At 57.6% G+C, this 19720-nt stretch carries 18 protein-coding genes and 1 other annotated feature; of the genes, 5 read left to right on the top strand and 13 right to left on the bottom strand.

Going from position 1 to position 19720, the window contains the following annotated elements; all coding sequences use genetic code 11:
- Positions 1–76: 76 nt before the first annotated feature.
- Complete coding sequence (gene dnaK / locus K7H94_RS03565) at positions 77–1987, bottom strand: molecular chaperone DnaK (protein ID WP_021508662.1); 1911 nt, start codon at positions 1985–1987, stop codon at positions 77–79.
- Between the two features lie 297 nt (positions 1988–2284).
- On the opposite strand from dnaK, the gene satP reads away from it, so the two are divergent.
- Positions 2285–2845 (top strand): acetate uptake transporter, encoded by a 561-nt coding sequence (gene satP, locus K7H94_RS03560; RefSeq protein ID WP_136547120.1) that lies wholly within the window; start codon positions 2285–2287, stop codon positions 2843–2845.
- 39 nt (positions 2846–2884) lie between these two features.
- On the opposite strand, the gene K7H94_RS03555 is transcribed toward satP, so the two are convergent.
- From K7H94_RS03555 to tal, 3 genes are all read right to left on the bottom strand, one after another.
- Positions 2885–4195: an MFS transporter gene (locus tag K7H94_RS03555; RefSeq protein ID WP_058757129.1), complete on the bottom strand. Its 1311-nt coding sequence runs from the start codon at positions 4193–4195 to the stop codon at positions 2885–2887.
- A gap of 113 nt (positions 4196–4308) precedes the next feature.
- A complete protein-coding gene (mog, locus tag K7H94_RS03550; protein WP_058771520.1) occupies positions 4309–4896 on the bottom strand; it encodes a molybdopterin adenylyltransferase in 588 nt (195 codons plus the stop codon).
- Between the two features lie 124 nt (positions 4897–5020).
- On the bottom strand, positions 5021–5974 hold the full coding sequence (gene tal / locus K7H94_RS03545; protein WP_058757131.1) for a transaldolase: 954 nt from the start codon (positions 5972–5974) through the stop codon (positions 5021–5023).
- A gap of 213 nt (positions 5975–6187) precedes the next feature.
- Here tal and yaaA point away from each other — a divergent pair, with 213 nt between their 5' ends.
- Positions 6188–6961 (top strand): peroxide stress protein YaaA, encoded by a 774-nt coding sequence (gene yaaA / locus K7H94_RS03540; protein ID WP_222951657.1) that lies wholly within the window; start codon positions 6188–6190, stop codon positions 6959–6961.
- Positions 6962–7080: 119 nt separating this feature from the next.
- Here yaaA and thrC read toward each other — a convergent pair whose 3' ends face one another.
- The 5 genes from thrC to K7H94_RS03515 all read right to left on the bottom strand — a co-directional run bounded on the left by thrC (position 7081) and on the right by K7H94_RS03515 (position 12811).
- Positions 7081–8364 (bottom strand): threonine synthase, encoded by a 1284-nt coding sequence (gene thrC, locus K7H94_RS03535; protein WP_021508656.1) that lies wholly within the window; start codon positions 8362–8364, stop codon positions 7081–7083.
- Positions 8365–8367: 3 nt separating this feature from the next.
- Complete coding sequence (gene thrB / locus K7H94_RS03530) at positions 8368–9297, bottom strand: homoserine kinase (protein WP_141496455.1); 930 nt, start codon at positions 9295–9297, stop codon at positions 8368–8370.
- A 2-nt stretch (positions 9298–9299) separates the two neighbouring features.
- Complete coding sequence (gene thrA / locus K7H94_RS03525; RefSeq protein WP_222951656.1) at positions 9300–11762, bottom strand: bifunctional aspartate kinase/homoserine dehydrogenase I; 2463 nt, start codon at positions 11760–11762, stop codon at positions 9300–9302.
- A 27-nt stretch (positions 11763–11789) separates the two neighbouring features.
- Positions 11790–11913 (bottom strand) — a sequence feature (Thr leader region).
- Entirely contained in the window at positions 11849–11920 is a 72-nt protein-coding gene (gene thrL / locus K7H94_RS03520; protein WP_128601299.1) for a thr operon leader peptide, read from the bottom strand. (Overlaps the previous feature by 65 nt.)
- Positions 11921–12091: 171 nt before the next feature.
- Positions 12092–12811, bottom strand: coding sequence for a tRNA/rRNA methyltransferase (locus K7H94_RS03515; protein ID WP_104093702.1), 720 nt, complete (start codon positions 12809–12811; stop codon positions 12092–12094).
- A 609-nt stretch (positions 12812–13420) separates the two neighbouring features.
- Here K7H94_RS03515 and arcA point away from each other — a divergent pair.
- Positions 13421–14137, top strand: a complete 717-nt coding sequence (arcA, locus tag K7H94_RS03510) for a two-component system response regulator ArcA (protein ID WP_021508652.1) — start codon at positions 13421–13423, stop codon at positions 14135–14137.
- Between the two features lie 50 nt (positions 14138–14187).
- Here the strand turns inward: arcA and creA are convergent, their stop codons facing one another.
- Positions 14188–14661 (bottom strand): protein CreA, encoded by a 474-nt coding sequence (creA, locus tag K7H94_RS03505; RefSeq protein WP_022548913.1) that lies wholly within the window; start codon positions 14659–14661, stop codon positions 14188–14190.
- 193 nt (positions 14662–14854) lie between these two features.
- On the opposite strand from creA, the gene robA reads away from it, so the two are divergent.
- On the top strand, positions 14855–15730 hold the full coding sequence (gene robA / locus K7H94_RS03500) for an MDR efflux pump AcrAB transcriptional activator RobA (protein WP_021508651.1): 876 nt from the start codon (positions 14855–14857) through the stop codon (positions 15728–15730).
- Between the two features lie 331 nt (positions 15731–16061).
- Here robA and gpmB read toward each other — a convergent pair whose 3' ends face one another.
- Positions 16062–16709 (bottom strand): 2,3-diphosphoglycerate-dependent phosphoglycerate mutase GpmB, encoded by a 648-nt coding sequence (gene gpmB, locus K7H94_RS03495; protein ID WP_021508687.1) that lies wholly within the window; start codon positions 16707–16709, stop codon positions 16062–16064.
- A 51-nt stretch (positions 16710–16760) separates the two neighbouring features.
- Between gpmB and yjjX the strand changes: the two genes are divergently transcribed.
- Positions 16761–17279, top strand: coding sequence for an inosine/xanthosine triphosphatase (yjjX, locus tag K7H94_RS03490; RefSeq protein ID WP_021508686.1), 519 nt, complete (start codon positions 16761–16763; stop codon positions 17277–17279).
- Here yjjX and trpR read toward each other — a convergent pair whose 3' ends face one another.
- Together trpR and sltY are read right to left on the bottom strand one after the other, a co-directional pair.
- Positions 17280–17588, bottom strand: a complete 309-nt coding sequence (trpR, locus tag K7H94_RS03485) for a trp operon repressor (protein ID WP_021508685.1) — start codon at positions 17586–17588, stop codon at positions 17280–17282.
- Positions 17589–17631: 43 nt separating this feature from the next.
- On the bottom strand, positions 17632–19551 hold the full coding sequence (gene sltY, locus K7H94_RS03480; protein WP_222952020.1) for a murein transglycosylase: 1920 nt from the start codon (positions 19549–19551) through the stop codon (positions 17632–17634).
- Positions 19552–19720: the final 169 nt, after the last annotated feature.

Genomic DNA, 19720 nt, shown 5'->3' with positions numbered 1-19720 from the left:
GGGCGTGGAGAGATCTCCGACGCCCGTGCTGGTTTCAACGGCTGTCAGGCCAGCCGTCGCGCCCGGTCAGGGGCAATTATTTTTTATCTTTCACTTCTTCGAATTCAGCGTCGACAACGTCGTCATCTTTCTTCGCCGAAGCGTCGCCGGCATCCGCTGCGCCGGCCTGAGCCTGTTGCTGCGCCAGTTCCATCAGTTTGCTGGACACTTCCATCAGCGCCTGCATTTTGGCTTCGATTTCTGCTTTATCTTCGCCTTTCAGCGCGGTGTTCAGCTCGTTCAGGGCAGACTCGATCGGTGCTTTGTCTTCCGCTGACAGTTTGTCACCGGCTTCGTCCAGCTGCTTACGCGTGCTGTGCGCAATCTGGTCACCCTGGTTACGCGTCTGCACCAGCTCTTCGAATTTACGGTCTGACTCGGCGTTAGCTTCCGCGTCACGAACCATTTTTTCGATCTCTTCCTCGTTCAGGCCAGAAGAAGCTTTGATGGTGATCTTCTGCTCTTTACCGCTGTTTTTGTCCTTCGCAGACACGTGCAGAATACCGTCAGCATCGATGTCGAAGGTCACTTCGATCTGTGGCATACCGCGCGGCGCAGGCTGAATACCGTCGAGGTTAAACTGGCCCAGCGATTTGTTATCCGCTGAACGCTTACGCTCACCCTGCAGCACGTGAATGGTCACGGCAGACTGGTTGTCTTCAGCAGTCGAGAACACCTGGCTGTGCTTGGTTGGGATCGTGGTGTTCTTGCTGATCAGCGACGTCATCACGCCACCCATGGTTTCGATACCCAGCGACAGCGGGGTCACGTCCAGCAGCAGAACGTCTTTTACTTCACCAGCCAGCACGCCGCCCTGTACCGCAGCACCCACAGCGACCGCTTCGTCCGGGTTCACGTCTTTACGTGGCTCTTTACCGAAGAACTCCGCCACTTTCGCCTGCACCATTGGCATACGCGTCTGACCACCGACCAGGATCACGTCGTTGATGTCAGAAACCGACAGGCCAGCGTCGTTCAGCGCCACTTTCAGCGGCTCAATTGAACGGGTAACCAGATCTTCTACCAGTGATTCCAGCTTCGCGCGGGTCACTTTGATGTTCAGGTGCTTAGGACCAGTCGCATCCGCCGTGATGTACGGCAGGTTAACATCGGTCTGCTGCGCAGAAGAGAGCTCAATTTTCGCTTTCTCTGCCGCTTCTTTCAGGCGCTGCATCGCCAGCGGATCGTTGTGCAGATCGATGCCTTGATCTTTCTTGAATTCGGCAACCAGGTAGTTGATCAGACGGCTGTCGAAGTCTTCACCACCCAGGTGGGTATCACCGTTGGTCGCCAGTACTTCAAAGGTTTTCTCGCCGTCGACTTCGTCGATCTCAATGATAGAGATGTCGAAGGTACCGCCACCCAGGTCATATACCGCGATGGTGCGGTTGCCCTGACCTTTATCCAGGCCGTAAGCCAGTGCCGCTGCGGTCGGTTCGTTGATGATACGTTTTACGTCCAGACCCGCGATACGGCCGGCGTCTTTAGTCGCCTGACGCTGCGCATCGTTGAAGTAAGCTGGAACGGTGATAACCGCTTCGGTTACCGGCTCACCGAGGAAATCTTCCGCGGTTTTCTTCATTTTTTTCAGCACTTCTGCAGAGATCTGCGGCGGTGCCATTTTCTGGCCTTTCACGTCCAGCCATGCGTCACCGTTGTCAGAACCGATGATTTTGTACGGCATGATTTTGATATCACGCTGCACTTCTTCGTCCTGGAAACGACGGCCGATCAGGCGCTTGATTGCAAACAGGGTGTTCTGCGGGTTGGTCACCGCCTGACGTTTAGCCGGTTGACCGACCAGAGTTTCGCCATCCCCGGTATATGCAATGATTGACGGTGTGGTGCGATCGCCTTCGGCGTTTTCAAGCACGCGTGCTTTGCCACCGTCCATAATCGCCACACATGAGTTGGTTGTACCCAGGTCAATACCAATAATCTTACCCATCTAAACGTCTCCCACTTAAATTCTTTGCCAAATTGGGTTGTGAAGCAGAGATGCGGTCACGCTGACCACTTTCAACTGCTGCGGCAGATTTTTTTGCTGCCTCACAATGCTTGATGACAACTAAATGGGGCCGCTTCGAAGCGCATCAAGGGTTAAAACTAAAAAAAATTTAGATTCTCTTACCGCGTGAGATCAAAGTGCGGCAAAAGCCACCTGATTATGATGCAGCGCCCCGCGCCCCACCGCTGTTGGCGCGGGTGTTAAACCAATAAACAATAACGCTGCTGCTGAGGAATTATGGGCAACACCACGCTGGCGAATCCCGCCCCACTGGGCCTGATGGGTTTTGGTATGACCACCATCCTGCTCAACTTACACAACACCGGTCTGTTTGAAATGGATGTGATTATCCTGGCGATGGGCCTCTTTTACGGCGGCATCGCGCAAATCCTTGCCGGGCTGCTGGAGTATAAAAAAGGCAACACCTTCGGCCTGACCGCCTTTACCTCCTACGGCAGCTTCTGGCTGACGCTGGTGGCGATTCTGCTGCTGCCAAAAATGGGACTGGCCGCGGCCGCCGATGGCCATTTCCTCGGCGCTTATCTGGCGCTGTGGGGTATCTTCACGCTGTTTCTGTTCTTTGGCACGCTGCGGGCCGCAAAAATGCTGCAGTTTGTGTTTGCCAGCCTGACGCTGCTGTTTGCGCTGCTGGCTATCGGTCATCTGCTGGATCACGCGGCGCTGCTGCGTATCGCTGGCTGGGTGGGCATCGTCTGTGGTGCCAGCGCCTTTTATCTGGCGATGGGCGAAGTGCTGAACGAGAAGTTTGAGCGCAGCGTGTTGCCGATTGGCGAGTAATCAACGGCGCGCGGAGCCGTGCCGCTCCGCGCGCTGTCATTACGATGAATGCAGCGAGACATCCAGCTGCGCATTAGCCTGGCGGCTGTCATGCCATAACCACAGCGCCACCAGCATACCGATCAGCGCCAGCGCCAGCACGTACCAGGCCGGCGCCATCGGCGTCAGCGACATCATCAGCGTCACGCTAATCGGCGTCAGGCCGCCAAAGATGGCGTACGACACGTTGTAAGAGAAGGAAATGCCGGTGAAGCGCACCGCCGCCGGAAACGCCCGCACCATAACAAACGGCACCACGCCGACCACGCCCACGCTCAGTCCCGCCAGACCGTACCAGATGAACAGCATCTGCGGCGTACCGCCAAGCTGCTGGAAAAAGCTCCAGCTGCACAGCGCCAGCAGCAGCGAACCAATCAGTAAGGTACGCGCCGCACCGTAGCGATCGACGATCCAGCCCGCCAGCACGCAGCCGATCAGCAGCATCACGGTCGCGAAACTGTTGGCCTGCAGACTGAGCGCCGCCGGCACGCCATGCTGCTTCTGCATCAGCGTCGGCGCCATCAGGATCACCACCACAATACAGGCTGATAATAGCCAGGTAAGCAGCATCGACACCGCAATGCCGCGCTTATGGCTGGCGAGAATGGTCTGTAACGGCAGCTTTTCCGCCAGCGCTTTGCGCTGCTGCATCTGACGAAATACCGGGGTTTCATGCAGCCAGCGACGCAGATACATCGCCAGCAGGCCAAACAGGCCGCCGAGGAAGAAAGGAATGCGCCAGCCGTGATCGCGTATCGCCGCCGGCGAGAGCGAAGTATTCAGCACCGTCGCCACCAGCGAACCGAGCAGAATGCCGGCGGTTAAGCCTGCAGTCAGCGTGCCGCAGGCAAAGCCGATACGCTTTTCCGGCACATGCTCAGCAACAAACACCCACGCGCCCGGCACCTCGCCGCCAATGGCCGCGCCCTGCAGCACGCGCATCAGCAGCATCAGTAACGGTGCGGCAATGCCAATGCTGGCGTAGGTGGGCAGCGCGCCCATCGCCAGCGTCGGCAGCGCCATCAGCAGAATACTCAGGCTGAACATCTTCTTGCGCCCGACTTTGTCGCCAAAGTGCGCCATGATGATGCCGCCCAGCGGGCGCGCCAGATAACCGGCGGCGAAGATGGCAAACGTCTGCACCTGACGCAGCCATTCCGGGATGTCTGGCGGAAAGAACAGCTCGCCAATCACCGCAGCGAAGAAGACGAAGATGATAAAATCGTAGAATTCCAGCGCCCCGCCCAGGGCAGCCAGCGCCAGGGTTTTGTAGTCCTGGCGGTTGAGTCGACGCGTTGTCAGCGAATCCATAAGAGTGCGGTATCCAGAGGCCATGTCAGTATAGTTGTAAAGCTGCGGTTACTATACCGTCAATATTTTGCCACACCAGTCACTCTGCATTTTATGCCTGAAAACGGCAATTTTCAGACGTTTGTCTCACGTCGTGCGCTTTTCGGGCGAAAAGCTGCTACCACCTCCGGGTGGGTTTCGACGTAAGGCCCTTCCAGCAGCTGTAAACAATAGGGTACAGCCGCGAAGATACCTGGTACTTTCACCGTGCCGTCATCCGCTTTCAACCCTTCCAGCGTCTCTTTAATCGATTTCGGCTGTCCCGGCAGATTGAGGATCAGCGACTGCTTGCGGATCACGCCCACCTGGCGTGACAGAATCGCGGTCGGCACAAACTGCAGGCTGATCTGCCGCATCTGCTCGCCAAAGCCGGGCATCTCGCGGTCGGCTACCGCCAGAGTCGCATCCGGCGTGACGTCGCGCCGGGCCGGACCGGTACCGCCGGTGGTCAGCACCAGGTGGCAAAAACGTTCGTCGACCAGCTCGCAAATCGCCTGCTCAATCATCGGCTGTTCATCCGGAACCAGGCGGGTTTCAATCTCAAACGGTGTCGCCAGCGCAGCGCTAAGCCAGCTTTCCAGCGCCGGAATGCCCTGATCCTGATAGATGCCGTTAGCGGCCCGATCGGACACGGAAATTAAGCCAATACGTAAAGTATCCATAGAGTTATCGCTGTGTTGACCGCGGGGCGGTGAGAAAAAGGGGAATGGCAGAAAGGATAATACAAAGCATCAGCGAGGGAAACGCGAAAACCGTGGCGACCGGCAGCCGCCACGGCACATCACCTTACAGCAGTTCGGCGATCATCTTCTCAAGTTTGCCCTGGTCGATGGCAAAGTTGCGGATACCTTCGGCCAGTTTGGTCACCGCCATTGGATCCTGGTTGTGCTGCCACAGGAATTCCGCTTCGGTCATTTTAGCCGGACGCGCTTTCACTTCGCCGCTGTAGCTCAGTTTACGCTCTACGCTGCCTTCGCTCTCGGCCAGCTCTTTCAGCAGGCCCGGAGAGATAGTCAGGCGGTCGCAACCGGCCAGCTCGATGATTTCGCCGACGTTACGGAAGCTGGCGCCCATCACCACGGTTTCATAGCCGTGCTGCTTGTAGTAGTTGTAGATTTCAGACACGGATACCACGCCTGGATCTTCATGCGCTGCGTACTCTTTCTTGTCGGTGTTCTGCTTGTACCAGTCGAGGATACGGCCAACAAATGGCGAAATCAGGAACACGCCCGCTTCGGCACAGGCACGCGCCTGGGCGAAGGAGAACAGCAGCGTCAGGTTACAGTTGATGCCTTCTTTCTCCAGCTGCTCCGCCGCGCGGATGCCCTGCCAGGTTGAGGCCAGTTTGATCAGGATACGATCGTTGCTGATGCCGGCATCGTTGTACAGTTTGATCAGGCTGCGTGCTTTCGCGATGCTCGCTTCGGTGTCGTAAGAGAGACGCGCGTCAACTTCAGTAGAGATACGTCCCGGGATCAGTTTGAGAATTTCCAGACCAATGTTAACGGCCAGCTTGTCAGAAACCAGCGCCAGCTGCTCTTCTTTGTTGCTGCTCTGCTGACGTGCCCAGCTAATGGCTTCGTCAATCAGTTTGCGGTATTCAGGGATTTGCGCAGCGTTGAGGATCAAAGAAGGGTTAGTGGTGGCATCCTGCGGTTGGTAGAGTTTCATTGCCGCGATATCACCGGTGTCGGCGACCACAGTAGTCAGCTGACGCAAGGAAGTAAGTTTGTCCGTCATGGTTCTCTTTTCTCTTAAGTTGACTGTCAGGGTGTAAAAGGCTGTTGCGATAATATCACGCAGGCTAAGCGGCGCAACATCGCCGCGTGCCCTTTACGATAGCGCTAACAAATGGGAGCGATTTGCCGATCCGTGCAGCTTTTTTGCTACACTCGTCGCGACATTTTTCCCCATCTATCCCCTGAAAACAGCGGGTCAACGAGGACAGACACAATGCTGATGGTTATCTCGCCAGCCAAGACACTGGATTATGAAAGCCCGCTGGCAACGTCACGGTTTACCCAACCGGCGCTGTTAGAAAAATCACAGCAGCTGATTGACGTGGCGCGCGATCTTTTCCCGGCGCAAATCGCTTCGCTGATGGGCATCAGCGACAAACTGGCGCACCTCAACGCCGACCGTTTCAGCCAGTGGCAGCCGCCCTTCTCACCCGATAATGCGCGGCAGGCAATTCTGGCCTTCAAAGGTGATGTTTATACCGGTTTGCAGGCAGAGACCTTCAGCGAAGCCGACTTTGATTTTGCCCAAAAACACCTGCGCATGCTTTCGGGCCTGTACGGCCTGCTGCGCCCGCTGGATTTGATGCAGCCGTACCGCTTAGAGATGGGCATCAAACTGGCGAATCCGGCCGGCAAAGATCTCTACAGCTTCTGGGGCGACCTGCTGACGCAAAAGCTCAACGACGCGCTGGCGGAACAGGGCGATGACGTGCTGATCAACCTCGCCTCCGATGAGTATTTTAAAGCCATCAAGCCGAAGCAGCTGAATGCCGAGCTGGTTAAGCCGGTGTTCCTCGATGAGAAAAACGGTAAGTTCAAGGTGATCAGTTTCTACGCCAAGAAGGCGCGTGGCCTGATGAGCCGTTATGTGATTGAGAAGCGCCTGACGAAACCGACGCAGCTGAAGAAGTTTGATGTTGACGGTTATTTCTTTGATGCGGCGGAGAGTAAGGGTAACGAGCTGGTATTTAAGCGCCGCGAGCAATAACGCCAGCTTCACCTGAATCGTAGCGGCGCAAATCATTGCGCGTCTGTTAAAAACCCGCGCGTTAAATCGCGCCGCCAGAAAAATGCATAACGGGCCGATGTGACCGGCCCGTAAGATATTTACTTCAGCAAAAACGCCCGCAGCGCGGCGAAATCCGCCTTCATGGCATGCGACAGCAGCGGCAAATCGGCGCGCGCGGCCAGCGCTTCCGGCAGCGGCAGCGGCTGGCCGAGAATCTCTTCCACGCTCTCCTTAAACTTCGCCGGATGCGCGGTGCCGAGGAACAGGCCAAACTCCCCTTCCTGCAGCTGATCGCGCAGCAGACGATAGGCAATCGCCGCGTGCGGTTCTGACAGGTAACCCAGCTCTGCCAGCTCGCGCATGGTGGCTTTGGTGGTCTCATCCGACACCGCGCCGTAGGCCAGATCGGTCAGGCGCCAGGTTTTGCGGCGGAACAGCTCTTCCACACGCGGCCAGTTGTTAGGCTGGCTGACATCCATCGCGTTCGACAGCGTTGCCACGGTCGCGTTCGGCTGCCACTGACCGTCGGCAAGGAAGCGCGGCACGGTATCGTTGGCGTTGGTCGCGGCGATAAAGCGCTTGATCGGCAGACCGAGCGATTTCGCCAGCAGGCCGGCCGTGAGATCGCCAAAGTTGCCGCTTGGCACTGACACCACCAGCTGATTACGTTTCTCCTGCGGCAGCTGCGCCACCGCCTCGAAGTAATAGCAAATCTGTGCCAGCAGACGGCTGATATTGATGGAGTTAGCCGAGTTCAGGCCGATGGCTTTTTTCAGCTCTTCGTCATCAAACGCCTGCTTAACCAGCGCCTGACAGGCATCGAAGTCGCCGTCGATCGCGATGGTTTCAATGTTGCCGCCCAGCGTACAGAACAGCTTCTCCTGCAGCGGACTGATTTTGCCCTGCGGATAGAGGATGACCACGCGCACGTTTTCCATGCCGTAGAATGCGTGCGCCACCGCTGCGCCGGTATCGCCGGAGGTCGCGGTCAGAATGGTGATCTGCTCATCCGCGCCAGACACGTATGACAGCATCTGCGCCATAAAGCGCCCGCCGAAATCTTTAAACGCCAGTGTCGGACCGTGGAACAGTTCGAGACAGGCCACATCGTCGCTCACCTGGCTCACCGGTGCCGGGAAAGCAAAGGCGTTCTTCACGCGCTCGGCCAGCTGGTGCGCGGCAATTTCATCGCCGATGTAAGCAGAGAGAATCTTGCTGCTGCGGCTGACGAAATCCATCTCCAGCATCGCATCAATGTCGGTCAGCTCGAATTCCGGCAGTTCCAGCGGGAAAAACAGCCCCTGCTGCGAGCCGAGGCCCTGTTTCACGGCCTGCGCGAAGCTAACCTGCTCGTTGTGATCCTTAAGGTTGTAGAGTTTCATGCGTTATCCCAGTTTACGTGCGCCAGCCGTATCAAGACGGCAGATATGGACGAAGCCTTCCTCATTCTGCAGATAGTGCTGGCTCAGCCAGTCCGCCATCCGCTGTGCCGTTGCCATCTCGTTGCAAACGGCGAAAAGTGTCGGGCCAGAGCCCGAAATACCGCAGGCCAGCGCGCCAATGTCGCTGGCCGCCTGCCGCGCCTCCGCAAAGCCCGGCAGCAGTTTGGTGCGATACGGCTCGGCGATCACATCCTGCATCAGTTTAGCCGCCAGCAGCGGCTGACGGGTGTGGCAGGCGTGAATAAAGCCGGCCAGCAGACGACCATGTTTGATGGCATCCTGCTTGCGATACTGCGCCGGCAGAATGGCGCGTGCTTCCGCCGTGGAGACTTTGATGCCCGGATAAGCCATTACCCACAGCCAGTCATCAAAGCACGGCACCTCCTGGCTGATGATTCCGTTCTCTTCAATCATCAGCTGTACGCCGCCGAGGAAGCACGGCGCGACGTTGTCATAGTGCACGCTGCCGGAGATGCGCCCTTCCAGCTCGCCCATCAGCGCCAGCAGCTCGGTGTCGTTAAGCGGCTGGCCGCAGAACTCATTCATCGCCATCAGGCCGGCCACTACCGAGCAGGCGCTGGAACCGAGGCCTGAGCCAATCGGCATGTTTTTCTCCAGCGTCATCGCCACCGGAACGTCCTTACCAATCGCCTGGCAGAAACGCTGCCAGCACTGGTAAACGATGTTTTCCTGCGGATCGGCGGGCAGTTTGCTGACAAAGCGCCCTTTATTCTGCAGGCTAAACTGGTCTGCCGCTTCGACCGACACGCAGTCGCCCAGCAGCGAGCCATCCACCGGCGAAACCGCCGCGCCCAGCACATCAAAGCCGACGCTGACGTTACCTATCGAGGCCGGTGCATAAATTTTTACCATCATTAAACTCCCAACTTCCACGTCAGCGTGCGCAGCAAATCGGCAAACACACCCGCCGCGGTGACATCATTCCCCGCGCCATATCCGCGCAGAACCAGCGGAATCGGCTGATAATAGCGGCTGTAAAACGCCAGTGCGTTCTCGCCGTTCTTCACTTTGTACAGCGGATCGTTGCCGTCCACCGCATCGATTTTAACTTTGCAGGCGCCGCCCTCTTCAATCGCGCCGACGAAGCGTAACACTTTACCCTCATCACGCGCTTTGGCAACGCGCGCGGCAAAGGCGTTGTCCAGCTCCGGCAGCCGCGCCATAAACTGATCGACGTCGGCGATGTCCGTCAGGCTGGCGGGCAGCAGCGGTTCGATGTCGATGTCGCTCAGCTCCAGCTGATGACCCGCCTCACGCGCCAGAATCAGCAGCTTACGCGCCACGTCAGTACCGGACAGGTCGTCGCGCGGATCCGGTTCGGTAAAGCCCAGCTCGCGCGCCATGCGGGTGGCTTCGGACAGCGTCACGCCCTCATCCAGCTTGCCAAAGATAAACGACAGCGAGCCCGACAGGATGCCGGAGAACTTGATCAGCTCATCGCCGGCGTTCAGCAGGTTCTGCAGGTTTTCAATCACCGGCAGACCGGCACCGACGTTGGTATCGTAAAGGAACTTACGGCGCGATTTCGCCGCCGCCGCACGCATCTGCTGGTAGTAATTCCACGACGAGGTATTGGCCTTTTTATTTGGCGTGACCACATGGAAACCTTCGGCGAGGAAGTCCGCGTACTGATCGGCCACCGCCTGGCTGGAGGTACAGTCGACGATCACCGGGTTGAGCAGATGGTACTCTTTCACCAGACGAATCAGCCGGCCGAGGTTAAACGGCTCTTTGGCTTCCGCCAGCGCCGCTTTCCAGTTGCTGAGGTCGATGCCGTGCACGTTGGTCAGCAGCGCATGCGAATTGGCAATGCCGCACACGCGAAGATCGATATGCTTGCCCTTCAGCCACGCCTGCTGACGGTGCAGCTGCTCAAGCAGCGCGCCACCGACGCCGCCGACGCCCACCACAAACACTTCGATCACCTGATCGGTGGCGAACAGCATCTGATGCACCACGCGCACGCCGGTGGTGACGTCATCGTTGCTGACCACGACCGAGATGGAGCGCTCAGAGGAGCCCTGAGCAATCGCCACGATATTGATGTTGGCGCGTGCCAGCGCCGAGAAGAATTTAGCGGAGATGCCGCGCAGCGTGCGCATGCCGTCGCCCACCACCGAAATCACCGCCAGCTGCTCCAGCACGTCGAGCGGATCGAGCAGGCCATCTTTCAGTTCGAGGTAGAATTCCTCTTCCAGCACGCGACGCGCGCGCGCCTGCTCGCTCTGCGGCACGCAGAAGCTGATGCTGTATTCGGAGGAGGATTGGGTAATCAGCACCACGGAAATGCCGGTGCGCGACATCGCGGCAAACACGCGCGCCGCCATGCCCACCATGCCTTTCATGCCCGGACCGGAGACGTTGAACATCGCCATGTTATTCAGATTAGTGATGCCTTTTACCGGATTTTCATCCACTTCGCCTTCGCCGCCAATCAGAGTGCCTGGCGCCTGAGGATTGGCGGTATTTTTGATTAAGCACGGAATCTGGAACTGGGCAATCGGCGCGATGGTGCGCGGGTGCAGCACTTTGGCGCCAAAGTAGGAGAGCTCCATCGCCTCCTGATAGGACATCGACTTCAGCAGACGCGCATCCGGCACCTGACGCGGATCGCAGGTGTAAACGCCATCGACATCGGTCCAGATTTCACAGCAGTCCGCGCGCAGACACGCCGCCAGCACGGCCGCTGAGTAGTCGGAGCCGTTGCGCCCCAGCACCACCAGCTCGCCCTTCTCATTGCCGGCGGTGAAGCCCGCCATCAGGATCATGTGGTCGGTCGGGATCTGGCTGGCCGCGATACGCCGGGTGGATTCGGCGATATCCACGGTCGATTCAAGATAGTGGCCCACCGCCAGCAGTTTCTCGACCGGATCGACCACCGTCACTTTGTGGCCGCGCGCCTGCAGCAGCGCTTCCATGATGGCAATCGACAGCTTCTCGCCACGACAGATAATGGCGGCGTTCACGGCATCCGGGCACTGACCCAGCAGGCTGATACCGTGCAGCACCTGTTTCAGCTGCGCAAACTCCAGCTCAACGCGGGTTTTCAGGCCATCGTAATCGAAACCAGGCTGAGCGTCGGCCAGCCCCTGCAGCAGTTCGGCAAAAATGCGTTCGGCATCGCTGATATTCGGCAGCGCATCCTGTCCGCTGATGGTTTTCTCAATCATCGCTACCAGATGATTGGTGATTTTCGCCGGCGCAGAGAGCACGGTCGCAACCTGTCCCTGTTGCGCATTGCTTTCCAGAATGTCTGCCACGCGGAGAAAACGTTCCGCATTGGCTACCGAGGTTCCGCCGAATTTCAGCACTCGCATGATTGAAGCTCTCCTGAATTTTTGCCGAAAAAAAAAGCCCGCACTGTTGAGGTGCGGGCTTCTTTCTTTTGTTTTTCCTGTATGCGTCAGCCCGCACCGTTACCTGTGGTAATGGTGGTGGTAATAATAATGGTGGTGTTCAGGCTGTGGTTACGCATTGAGATTTTTTCTGTCTGTCTTTGTCTTGTCCGTCTGCCTTCCAGAAGTAAAGCAAAGCGCACGTTAAGTCAACGAATTTGTCTTTGCACCCGAATGGTGCTGCTGCGCAGTGCTGCGCCGCAGACGCCGAAACGGATTGCGATCGTTCAGGCAGCGTCACAGACGCCCGATCACTCACTGTCCGGAGCCGGTTTTCCCGAGCAATTATCTATAAGTTTTTTTTCTACGTCGTGCAGCAAACGGTGCAGCATGGCGCTGTCGCGCTGCTCAAGCAGACCGATGCGCTGATCGATCCAGTCCGCCAGCTTGGCATCATTGCTGACGTCCAGCGTCACCAGCAGCTGATGAAAACGCTGGCGCAGCGCCTGCAGCTGCTGCGCGTTAGCCGCCTCAACCGGCGCGGCCGCCACCTGATGCAGCGCCGACAGCTGATAGCAGTACACCATCACCGCCTGGCCGAGATTCAGCGAAGGATAGTCCTGCGCCATCGGAATGCCGGTCAGCAGATCAACCTGTTCCAGCTCCTCATTAGTCAGCCCGCTGTCTTCACGGCCAAACACCAGCGCGATGCGGTTCAGCCACTGACGCTTCTCCTGCAGGATGGTTTCGACCTGCGCCGGCGTGGCGTAATAGCGAAACTTCGCCCGGCTGCGGGCGGTCGTGGCCACGGAAAAATCGACATCCGCCAGCGCGGCGCTCAGCGTGTCATAGGTTTTCACGTGGTCAAGAATCTCACCGGCGCCGTGGGCCACACGCCGCGCGGCCGGATCCTGCCAGGCGTCACTGGCGACAATACGCAACTCGCTAAATCCCATGGTTTTCATGGCGCGGGCGGCCGCGCCGATATTCTCCGGGCGAGCGGGTGAGACAAGGATCAGGGGGAAATGCATGATTTTTCCATCGAACGGTTAATAACCCGACCTATGTTGGCATGCAGGCGACAAAATACCAACCGCACGGGCCTGAGAAAATAAGATGTTAAGGATGTTAAAACAGGGCAAAAATGCCGGGCAGGCGTAATTATGCGTAATAAGCAAAATTTATGCGCTAAACCCATATTAAAACATTATTTTTCATGCAATTAAAAAGTTATTACCTGCAGGTTTTACTTTTGCGCTGATGCAGCTGAAATGTAGCGAAAATGCTGCTTTTTGTGAGCTAAGCTGGCATTCCAGTAGAAGTTTTTCATAAAAGTGTTAACGTGCTACACTTGCATTTGATATAAGTCAACGAAGCGTTGTTTTTATGCTTATCGGTTGTTGTTGGTGCTGTTAGGTTGCTGTTAATACGGTTAGGATAAGCGCCAGTCCGATACCCACGGGGCACGCAAATATTCATCCTGACTGGCTGAGCTAACACTGAAGTTGACGTAGATGGATGGTGTATTCCGAAGATCATTTCGTACACCGGTTGCGAACGGCCCACTGTTCAGTGGAACAGTTATGGCAACCGCCGTACGCCCTGTTTTCGATTTGTTGGCAAATTTTAGGTAGCGAAACATGCAGACCCCGCACATTCTTATCGTTGAAGACGAACTGGTCACGCGTAACACCCTCAAAAGTATTTTTGAGGCCGAAGGTTACGTGGTCTATGAAGCCACCGACGGCGCCGAGATGCATCAGGTTTTGACCGATAACGACGTCAATCTGGTGATTATGGATATCAACCTGCCGGGCAAAAACGGTCTACTGCTGGCGCGTGAACTGCGCGAACAGGCTAACGTCGCCCTGATGTTCCTCACTGGCCGTGATAACGAAGTGGATAAAATCCTCGGTCTGGAGATCGGTGCCGACGACTACATCACCAAGCCATTTAATCCACGTGAGCTGACGATTCGTGCGCGCAACCTGCTGTCGCGTACCATGAATCTGGCGATGCCGAGCGAAGAGCGCCGTCAGGTCGAGAGCTATCGCTTCAACGGCTGGGAACTGGATATTAACAGCCGCTCGCTGATCAGCCCGAACGGCGATCAGTACAAGCTGCCGCGCAGTGAGTTCCGCGCCATGCTGCACTTCTGTGAAAACCCAGGCAAAATCCAGACGCGTGCTGACCTGCTGAAGAAAATGACCGGTCGCGAGCTGAAGCCGCATGACCGCACGGTGGATGTCACTATTCGCCGCATCCGCAAACACTTTGAGTCGACGCCGGATACGCCGGAAATCATCGCCACTATCCACGGCGAAGGCTACCGCTTCTGCGGCGAGCTGCAGGATTAAGCGTCCGTCGCGAAACAAAAAAACGCCCGTCAGGGCGTTTTTTTATCGGCTCAGTGCCACGGCATAATCGGCACCGCGCTCAGCGCATTTTTCGGTGAGCCATCAACTACTTTATCCGAATAGCTCAGGTACACCAGCGCATGACGTTTCTGGTCAAAGAAGCGCACCACCTGCAGCTTTTTAAACACCAGCGAAGTGCGTTTGCGGAACACCACTTCACCCTGCGCCTTGCCCTGCGCGATTTTATCGCTAAGCTCTATCGGTCCCACCTGCTGACAGGAGATGGCCGCGTCGGAAGTATCTTCCGCCAGACCCAGTCCGCCCTTAATACCGCCGGTTTTTGCCCGGCTGATATAACAGGTTACATTTTTAACGTCGGGGTCATCGAAGGCTTCCACCACGATCTTATGATCGGGGCCAAACATCTTGAATACGGTGTCAACGGAGCCGATCTCCTCGGCCAGCACGCTCTGACTCAACATAAATGTTGCCAGCGTGACTATAAGATTGCGAGCTATTGTCATTGAGTTACCATTGCAAACGGAATAGATGTGAATGTAATGTACTGTTAATCGAACCGAGAACCAAACCTAACGGGTTTCAACCCGCATTGATGTAGCACAGTTAACTGGCAAACCACCCCCGCGCCGTTGTGCAATTCGTGCTACTATTCGGTGACTTCATCGTTGCGCCACCAGAGAGTTATGAGGATGTTTTATGGACCAAGCCGGTATCATTCGCGATTTGCTTGTCTGGCTGGAAAGCCATCTGGATCAACCCCTTTCGCTCGATAACGTTGCGCTAAAAGCGGGCTATTCCAAGTGGCACCTGCAGCGAATGTTCAAGGAAGTTACTGGCCACGCCATCGGCGCGTATATCCGCGCCCGCCGGCTGTCCAAGGCCGCCGTCGCGCTGCGTCTCACCAGCCGGCCGATCCTCGACATTGCGCTGCAGTATCGCTTCGATTCGCAGCAAACCTTTACCCGCGCGTTTAAAAAGCAGTTCAATCAGACACCTGCGTGGTATCGCCGCTCGTCGGAGTGGAATTCGTACGGCATTCGCCCGCCGATTCGCCTCGATGATTACCCGATGCCGCAGGCGCAGTTCGTCACGCTGCCGGAAACGGTGCTGGTGGGGCAAACGCAGAGCTATACCTGTACGCTGGAGCAGATCTCCAGCTACCGCGACGAGATGCGCATCCACTTCTGGAAGCAGTTCCTGCTGGAGACCGATACCGTGCCGCCGGTGCTGTACGGCCTGCATCAGGTACGCGCCAGCCATGAGAAGGATGATGAGCAGGAGATTCTGTACACCACGGCGGTGCCGGCCGACCAGCAGGCGCTGAGCATGCAGTCAAACCAGAGCGTGATTCTGGAAGCCGGGGATTATGTGCAGTTCAGCTATCAGGGACCGCGCACTGCGCTGCAGGAGTTTATTCTGCTGCTGTACGGCACCTGTATGCCAACCCTCGGCCTGGTGCGCCGTCAGGGCCAGGATATTGAGCGTTTCTATACGCACGGTGGCAAGAAGCGCAGCGAGCCGCCAATGGAGATTCGCTGCGAATATCTGATTCCAATTCGTCCGCAGCAGTAACGGGCGTTGTCGACGGTCGCCATGAATGGCGACCCTACAGAAGCATCACCGTTTGTCGCCGATGCGTACTGACCGTGCTCCCGTAGGGCGCGCATTCATGCGCACCGATTCAACCGCAGCAACAACCCCTACCGTTTGTCGCCGATGCGCATTGCCCATGCTCCCGTAGGGTGCGCATTCATGCGCACCGATTCAACCGCAGCAACAACCCCCACCGTTTGTTGTTGATGCGCATTGCCCATGCCCTCGTAGGGTGCGCATTGATGCGCACCGATACGCGATCATTGATACGCACCGATACGCGGTCATTCTGCGTCATGTGCTACCGCGCTTAACGCTGCAGCTCATCCAGCGCCGGGGCATCCAGATGCGACACATCGCCTGCCGTCTCCACCACCCAGCCGGCGGCGAGCCAGGCGCTTTGCTGATGATCGACGCGCGAAATCGAGCAGTTACGCAGACGCAAACGGCGCTCCGCATGGGCCGGCAGCCCGAGAATGGTACTCACCAGCACGCCCAGCGCCATGCCGTGACTCACCAGCAGCGGACGGCTACCCGCCGGCAGATCGAGACAGGCATTGAGCGCGGCATGCATGCGCGTCGCCATCTCTTCCATCGATTCGCCGCCCGGAATCCGGCCGCCTTCGGTGCCATCCACCAGCGCTTTACGCCAGCTCTCCTCTTCCGCCGTCAGGCCGTCGAGCGGACGCTGCTCCAGACAGCCCATATTGAGCTCGCGCAGGCGGGCATCGAGCGTCACCGTACAACCGCAGGCATCAGCGATAATCTCCGCGGTGCGCCGGGTACGTCCTAAATCGCTGGCAATCACGTGAGTAATGCCCAGCGATTTCACGCGCTCGCCTACCTGATGCGCCTGCTGCTCACCTTTATCCGTCAGCGGACTGTCGGACTGCCCCTGAATGCGTCGGGCCGCATTCCAAACCGTTTCACCGTGACGAACAAGATAGACCTGTAACATGCTTAATTTCCGTTATACTGCGACAAATTTGTCTTGAGGGTTCAGGTAATTATGTACCATGTTGTCGCAGCCACCATCAATCCGGCAAAAATCCGCGCAATTGCTCAGGCGTTCAACGACGTTTTCGGCGAAGGATCCTGCCATATTGAAGGGGTCGAGGTCGAGAGCGGCGTCGCCGCGCAGCCCTTAAGCGATGCCGAAACGCGAACTGGCGCACGACAGCGCGTGGCGAATGCGCGTCATGTGCGGCCACAGGCGGATTACTGGGTGGCGATTGAAGCGGGCATTGAGGGCGACTGCGCCTTTGCCTGGATGGTGGTGGAGAATGCGCAGCAACGCGGTGAATCCCGCTCTGCCAGCTTTACGCTGCCGCCGGTGGTGATGGCCGGTCTGGCTGCCGGGCATGAGCTCGGTGACGAAATGGCGCGCTTAACCGGCGTGGAGAATATCAAACACAAGGGCGGTGCGATTGGCGCCTTCACCCACGGCCTGCTGAGCCGCTCCAGCGTCTATCATCAGGCCCTGATTCTGGCGCTCTGTCCGTTCACCCACCCGCTGTATCAGCAGTAATCAGCTGCGCCCGAGGCGCGCTTCCAGCCAGCGTTTCAGCTCGGGCGGCGCCTCTTTCAGGCTATTGGATCCGCGGGTGATGGTGGCAATCCCGACGCCCAATTCGTTTTTCAGCTCGCGCTGACTGATATCACCGTTGATCAACGCTTCGATAATGCGCAGGCGCGTGCCTAAGGCTTCGCGCTCATCCGGCGTCATCATCAGCTGCAGCAGTGGCAGCGCTACGTCATCGGAAAACGCGTTGTGCATCAGATCGATGAAACGCAGCCAGTTGTCTTCAACCGGCTGCGGGGAAAGGGGTTGGCTCATGAAGGCTTCCGTACTCATTAACGAGTACGGAAGCATAACACAGTCAGTAACGGCGATTCCACTCGCCGTCGGCGAGAATCTTATCCGGCTTACCCATGAAGTAGCGGTAATAGGCATCGTAGGCCAGCACGTTTTTCACGTAGCCACGGGTTTCCGAGAAGGGAATGGTTTCGATAAACGCCACCGCATCCAGTTTGCCGCCGCTGGTATTCAGCCAGCTGCGCACCCGCCCCGGGCCGGCATTATAGGCGGCAGAAGAGAAGATGCGGTTCTGACCAAACTGCTGATAGACATACTCCAGATACTGCGTACCAATCTGAATATTGGTCTGCGGATCGAGCAGCTGACTGCTGTTAACGTAACCCGGAATGTTATACATCTTCACGGTATGGCTGGCGGTGCCCGGCATCACCTGCATCAGGCCACTGGCGCCAACTGGTGAGCGCGCTTTCGGGTTCCACGCACTCTCCTGACGAGAGATCGCCATGGCGTAGCTTGGCGTGATGCCCTTATCGCTGGTGTATTGCTGATACAGATTGCGCCACGCCAGCGGGAAACGCTCTTTCAGGCTATCCCACATTTTCGCGGTGATGGTGGCCTGTACGCTGAGATCCCACCAGTCCTGTTCATTGGCGTAGCGCGCCAGCATCTGCTGCTGGGTGCGGGTTTTACTGCTGATCAGGTTGGCCCACTCGCTGCGCGCCAGGTTATCCAGCCCCCAGTACATCAGCTCGCGCACGCGCGCCATCTCCGGCCCCTGCACCACGCTATTGTCCGCCGCCGGGGCCTGATCCACCTGCAGCGGATACTCGACGCCCAGCCGCTGCGCCGCCACCATCGGATAGAAGCCGCGCTGCTGCATCAGCTTACGCAGAATCTCTTCCGCTTCCTCTTTACGCCCCTGCGCCATCAGTAAATCGGCCTGCCAGTATTGCCACTCATCTTTCTCTTTGGCTTCCACCGGCAGACGGGCAATCCAGGTGTTCAGGCCGCGACGGTCGTTTTCACTCAGCGCCAGCCGCACGCGCCGCTCAATCAGCGCGGTGGATTCGCTGTTCATCACCACCGCATCGCGCCAGCGCGCCTGCTCCGAGGTGAGATCGGCACCCATCATGCGCCACACCACCGTCTCTTTCAGATCCTGCTCTTCCGCCGGGCTCATCTTCTGCGCCTGAACCAGCTGCGGGATCATCATGCGCGCGTTGTCCATATCCTGACGCGCCACGCGGGCAAAGGCGTAGCTGGTGGCCATGCGGGTAAAGTCGGTCGGGCCGAGGGTGCTGGCAAAGGTGGTGACGGTCTGGGGATTCTGCTGCAGCGCAATCAGCGCGCTGGCGGTGGTTTGATAATCCGCCGGCAGCATTTTCGCCAGATAATTAACCAGGCTGTCGTTGCCGGCTTTCATCGCCAGGCGGATGCGTTCGAGGATGGTGATCGGCGACAGCTGCCCTGACGCCTGCCACACCGAGAACAGCTTGTCGCAGTCGTTTGGTAACGCGGTCCCGCGCAGCCAGATGGCTTTGGCCCCGTCAAACGCCGCCTGCTGCTGACCGGTCGCCCATTTGGCGTAGTACCAGTTACAGCGCGCCTGCACCGGCTTTGGCTCATCCGGGCTGAAGCTGAGCACGCCCGGCCAGTCCTGGCGGTGCGCCAGCACGTTAACAAAGCGCGTCTGCAGCGAGCGCGCCGGCGGCAGCGTCGGATACTGCTGAATAAAGTTTTTCACCGCCAGCCCGGTCTCCTGATCGAGATCCTGCGCCAGCAGGCGGTACTGCAGGTACGGATAGAGCGGATAATCCTGCAGCGCTGGCATCAGCTGCTCAACCTGGTCCATCTGTTTGTTGTCCCAGGCCTGTTTGATTTGCGCATAGCGCTGTCGTTGCTGATCCAGCGAATCGGCCCACACGCTGCCGGCCGTGCTGACCAGACAGATCCCTATCATCCAGTTACGCCACTTCTCCACTCCGCTCTCCTCATTGCTGCGCTCCAGCTTATGCCGGACTCCCTTCATGCTAACCAGGCCAACCGGCTCTTGCCACGTTCTTCACAAAATTTACCCAGGCGCACCGTGATTGTTCAGCGCCTGCGCCGCAATTGTGCAAATAATCATCAGAAAAACTTATTACCCATCA

Source organism: Pantoea dispersa (assembly GCF_019890955.1).
Taxonomy (GTDB): Bacteria; Pseudomonadota; Gammaproteobacteria; order Enterobacterales; family Enterobacteriaceae; genus Pantoea; species Pantoea dispersa.
This window is presented reverse-complemented; position numbering and strand designations above follow the sequence as displayed.

Bases quoted from the DNA above. Each gene is read 5' to 3' on its own strand.
- arcA (WP_021508652.1), top strand. From the start codon at position 13,421: ATGCAGACCCCGCACATTCTTATCGTTGAAGACGAACTGGTCACGCGT.
- tal (WP_058757131.1), bottom strand. From the start codon at position 5,974: ATGACGGACAAACTTACTTCCTTGCGTCAGCTGACTACTGTGGTCGCC.
- K7H94_RS03515 (WP_104093702.1), bottom strand. From the start codon at position 12,811: ATGCATTTCCCCCTGATCCTTGTCTCACCCGCTCGCCCGGAGAATATC.
- gpmB (WP_021508687.1), bottom strand. From the start codon at position 16,709: ATGTTACAGGTCTATCTTGTTCGTCACGGTGAAACGGTTTGGAATGCG.
- thrC (WP_021508656.1), bottom strand. From the start codon at position 8,364: ATGAAACTCTACAACCTTAAGGATCACAACGAGCAGGTTAGCTTCGCG.
- satP (WP_136547120.1), top strand. From the start codon at position 2,285: ATGGGCAACACCACGCTGGCGAATCCCGCCCCACTGGGCCTGATGGGT.
- trpR (WP_021508685.1), bottom strand. From the start codon at position 17,588: ATGAGCCAACCCCTTTCCCCGCAGCCGGTTGAAGACAACTGGCTGCGT.
- robA (WP_021508651.1), top strand. From the start codon at position 14,855: ATGGACCAAGCCGGTATCATTCGCGATTTGCTTGTCTGGCTGGAAAGC.
- thrA (WP_222951656.1), bottom strand. From the start codon at position 11,762: ATGCGAGTGCTGAAATTCGGCGGAACCTCGGTAGCCAATGCGGAACGT.
- K7H94_RS03555 (WP_058757129.1), bottom strand. From the start codon at position 4,195: ATGGATTCGCTGACAACGCGTCGACTCAACCGCCAGGACTACAAAACC.
- yjjX (WP_021508686.1), top strand. From the start codon at position 16,761: ATGTACCATGTTGTCGCAGCCACCATCAATCCGGCAAAAATCCGCGCA.
- thrB (WP_141496455.1), bottom strand. From the start codon at position 9,297: ATGGTAAAAATTTATGCACCGGCCTCGATAGGTAACGTCAGCGTCGGC.
- creA (WP_022548913.1), bottom strand. From the start codon at position 14,661: ATGACAATAGCTCGCAATCTTATAGTCACGCTGGCAACATTTATGTTG.
- yaaA (WP_222951657.1), top strand. From the start codon at position 6,188: ATGCTGATGGTTATCTCGCCAGCCAAGACACTGGATTATGAAAGCCCG.
- dnaK (WP_021508662.1), bottom strand. From the start codon at position 1,987: ATGGGTAAGATTATTGGTATTGACCTGGGTACAACCAACTCATGTGTG.
- mog (WP_058771520.1), bottom strand. From the start codon at position 4,896: ATGGATACTTTACGTATTGGCTTAATTTCCGTGTCCGATCGGGCCGCT.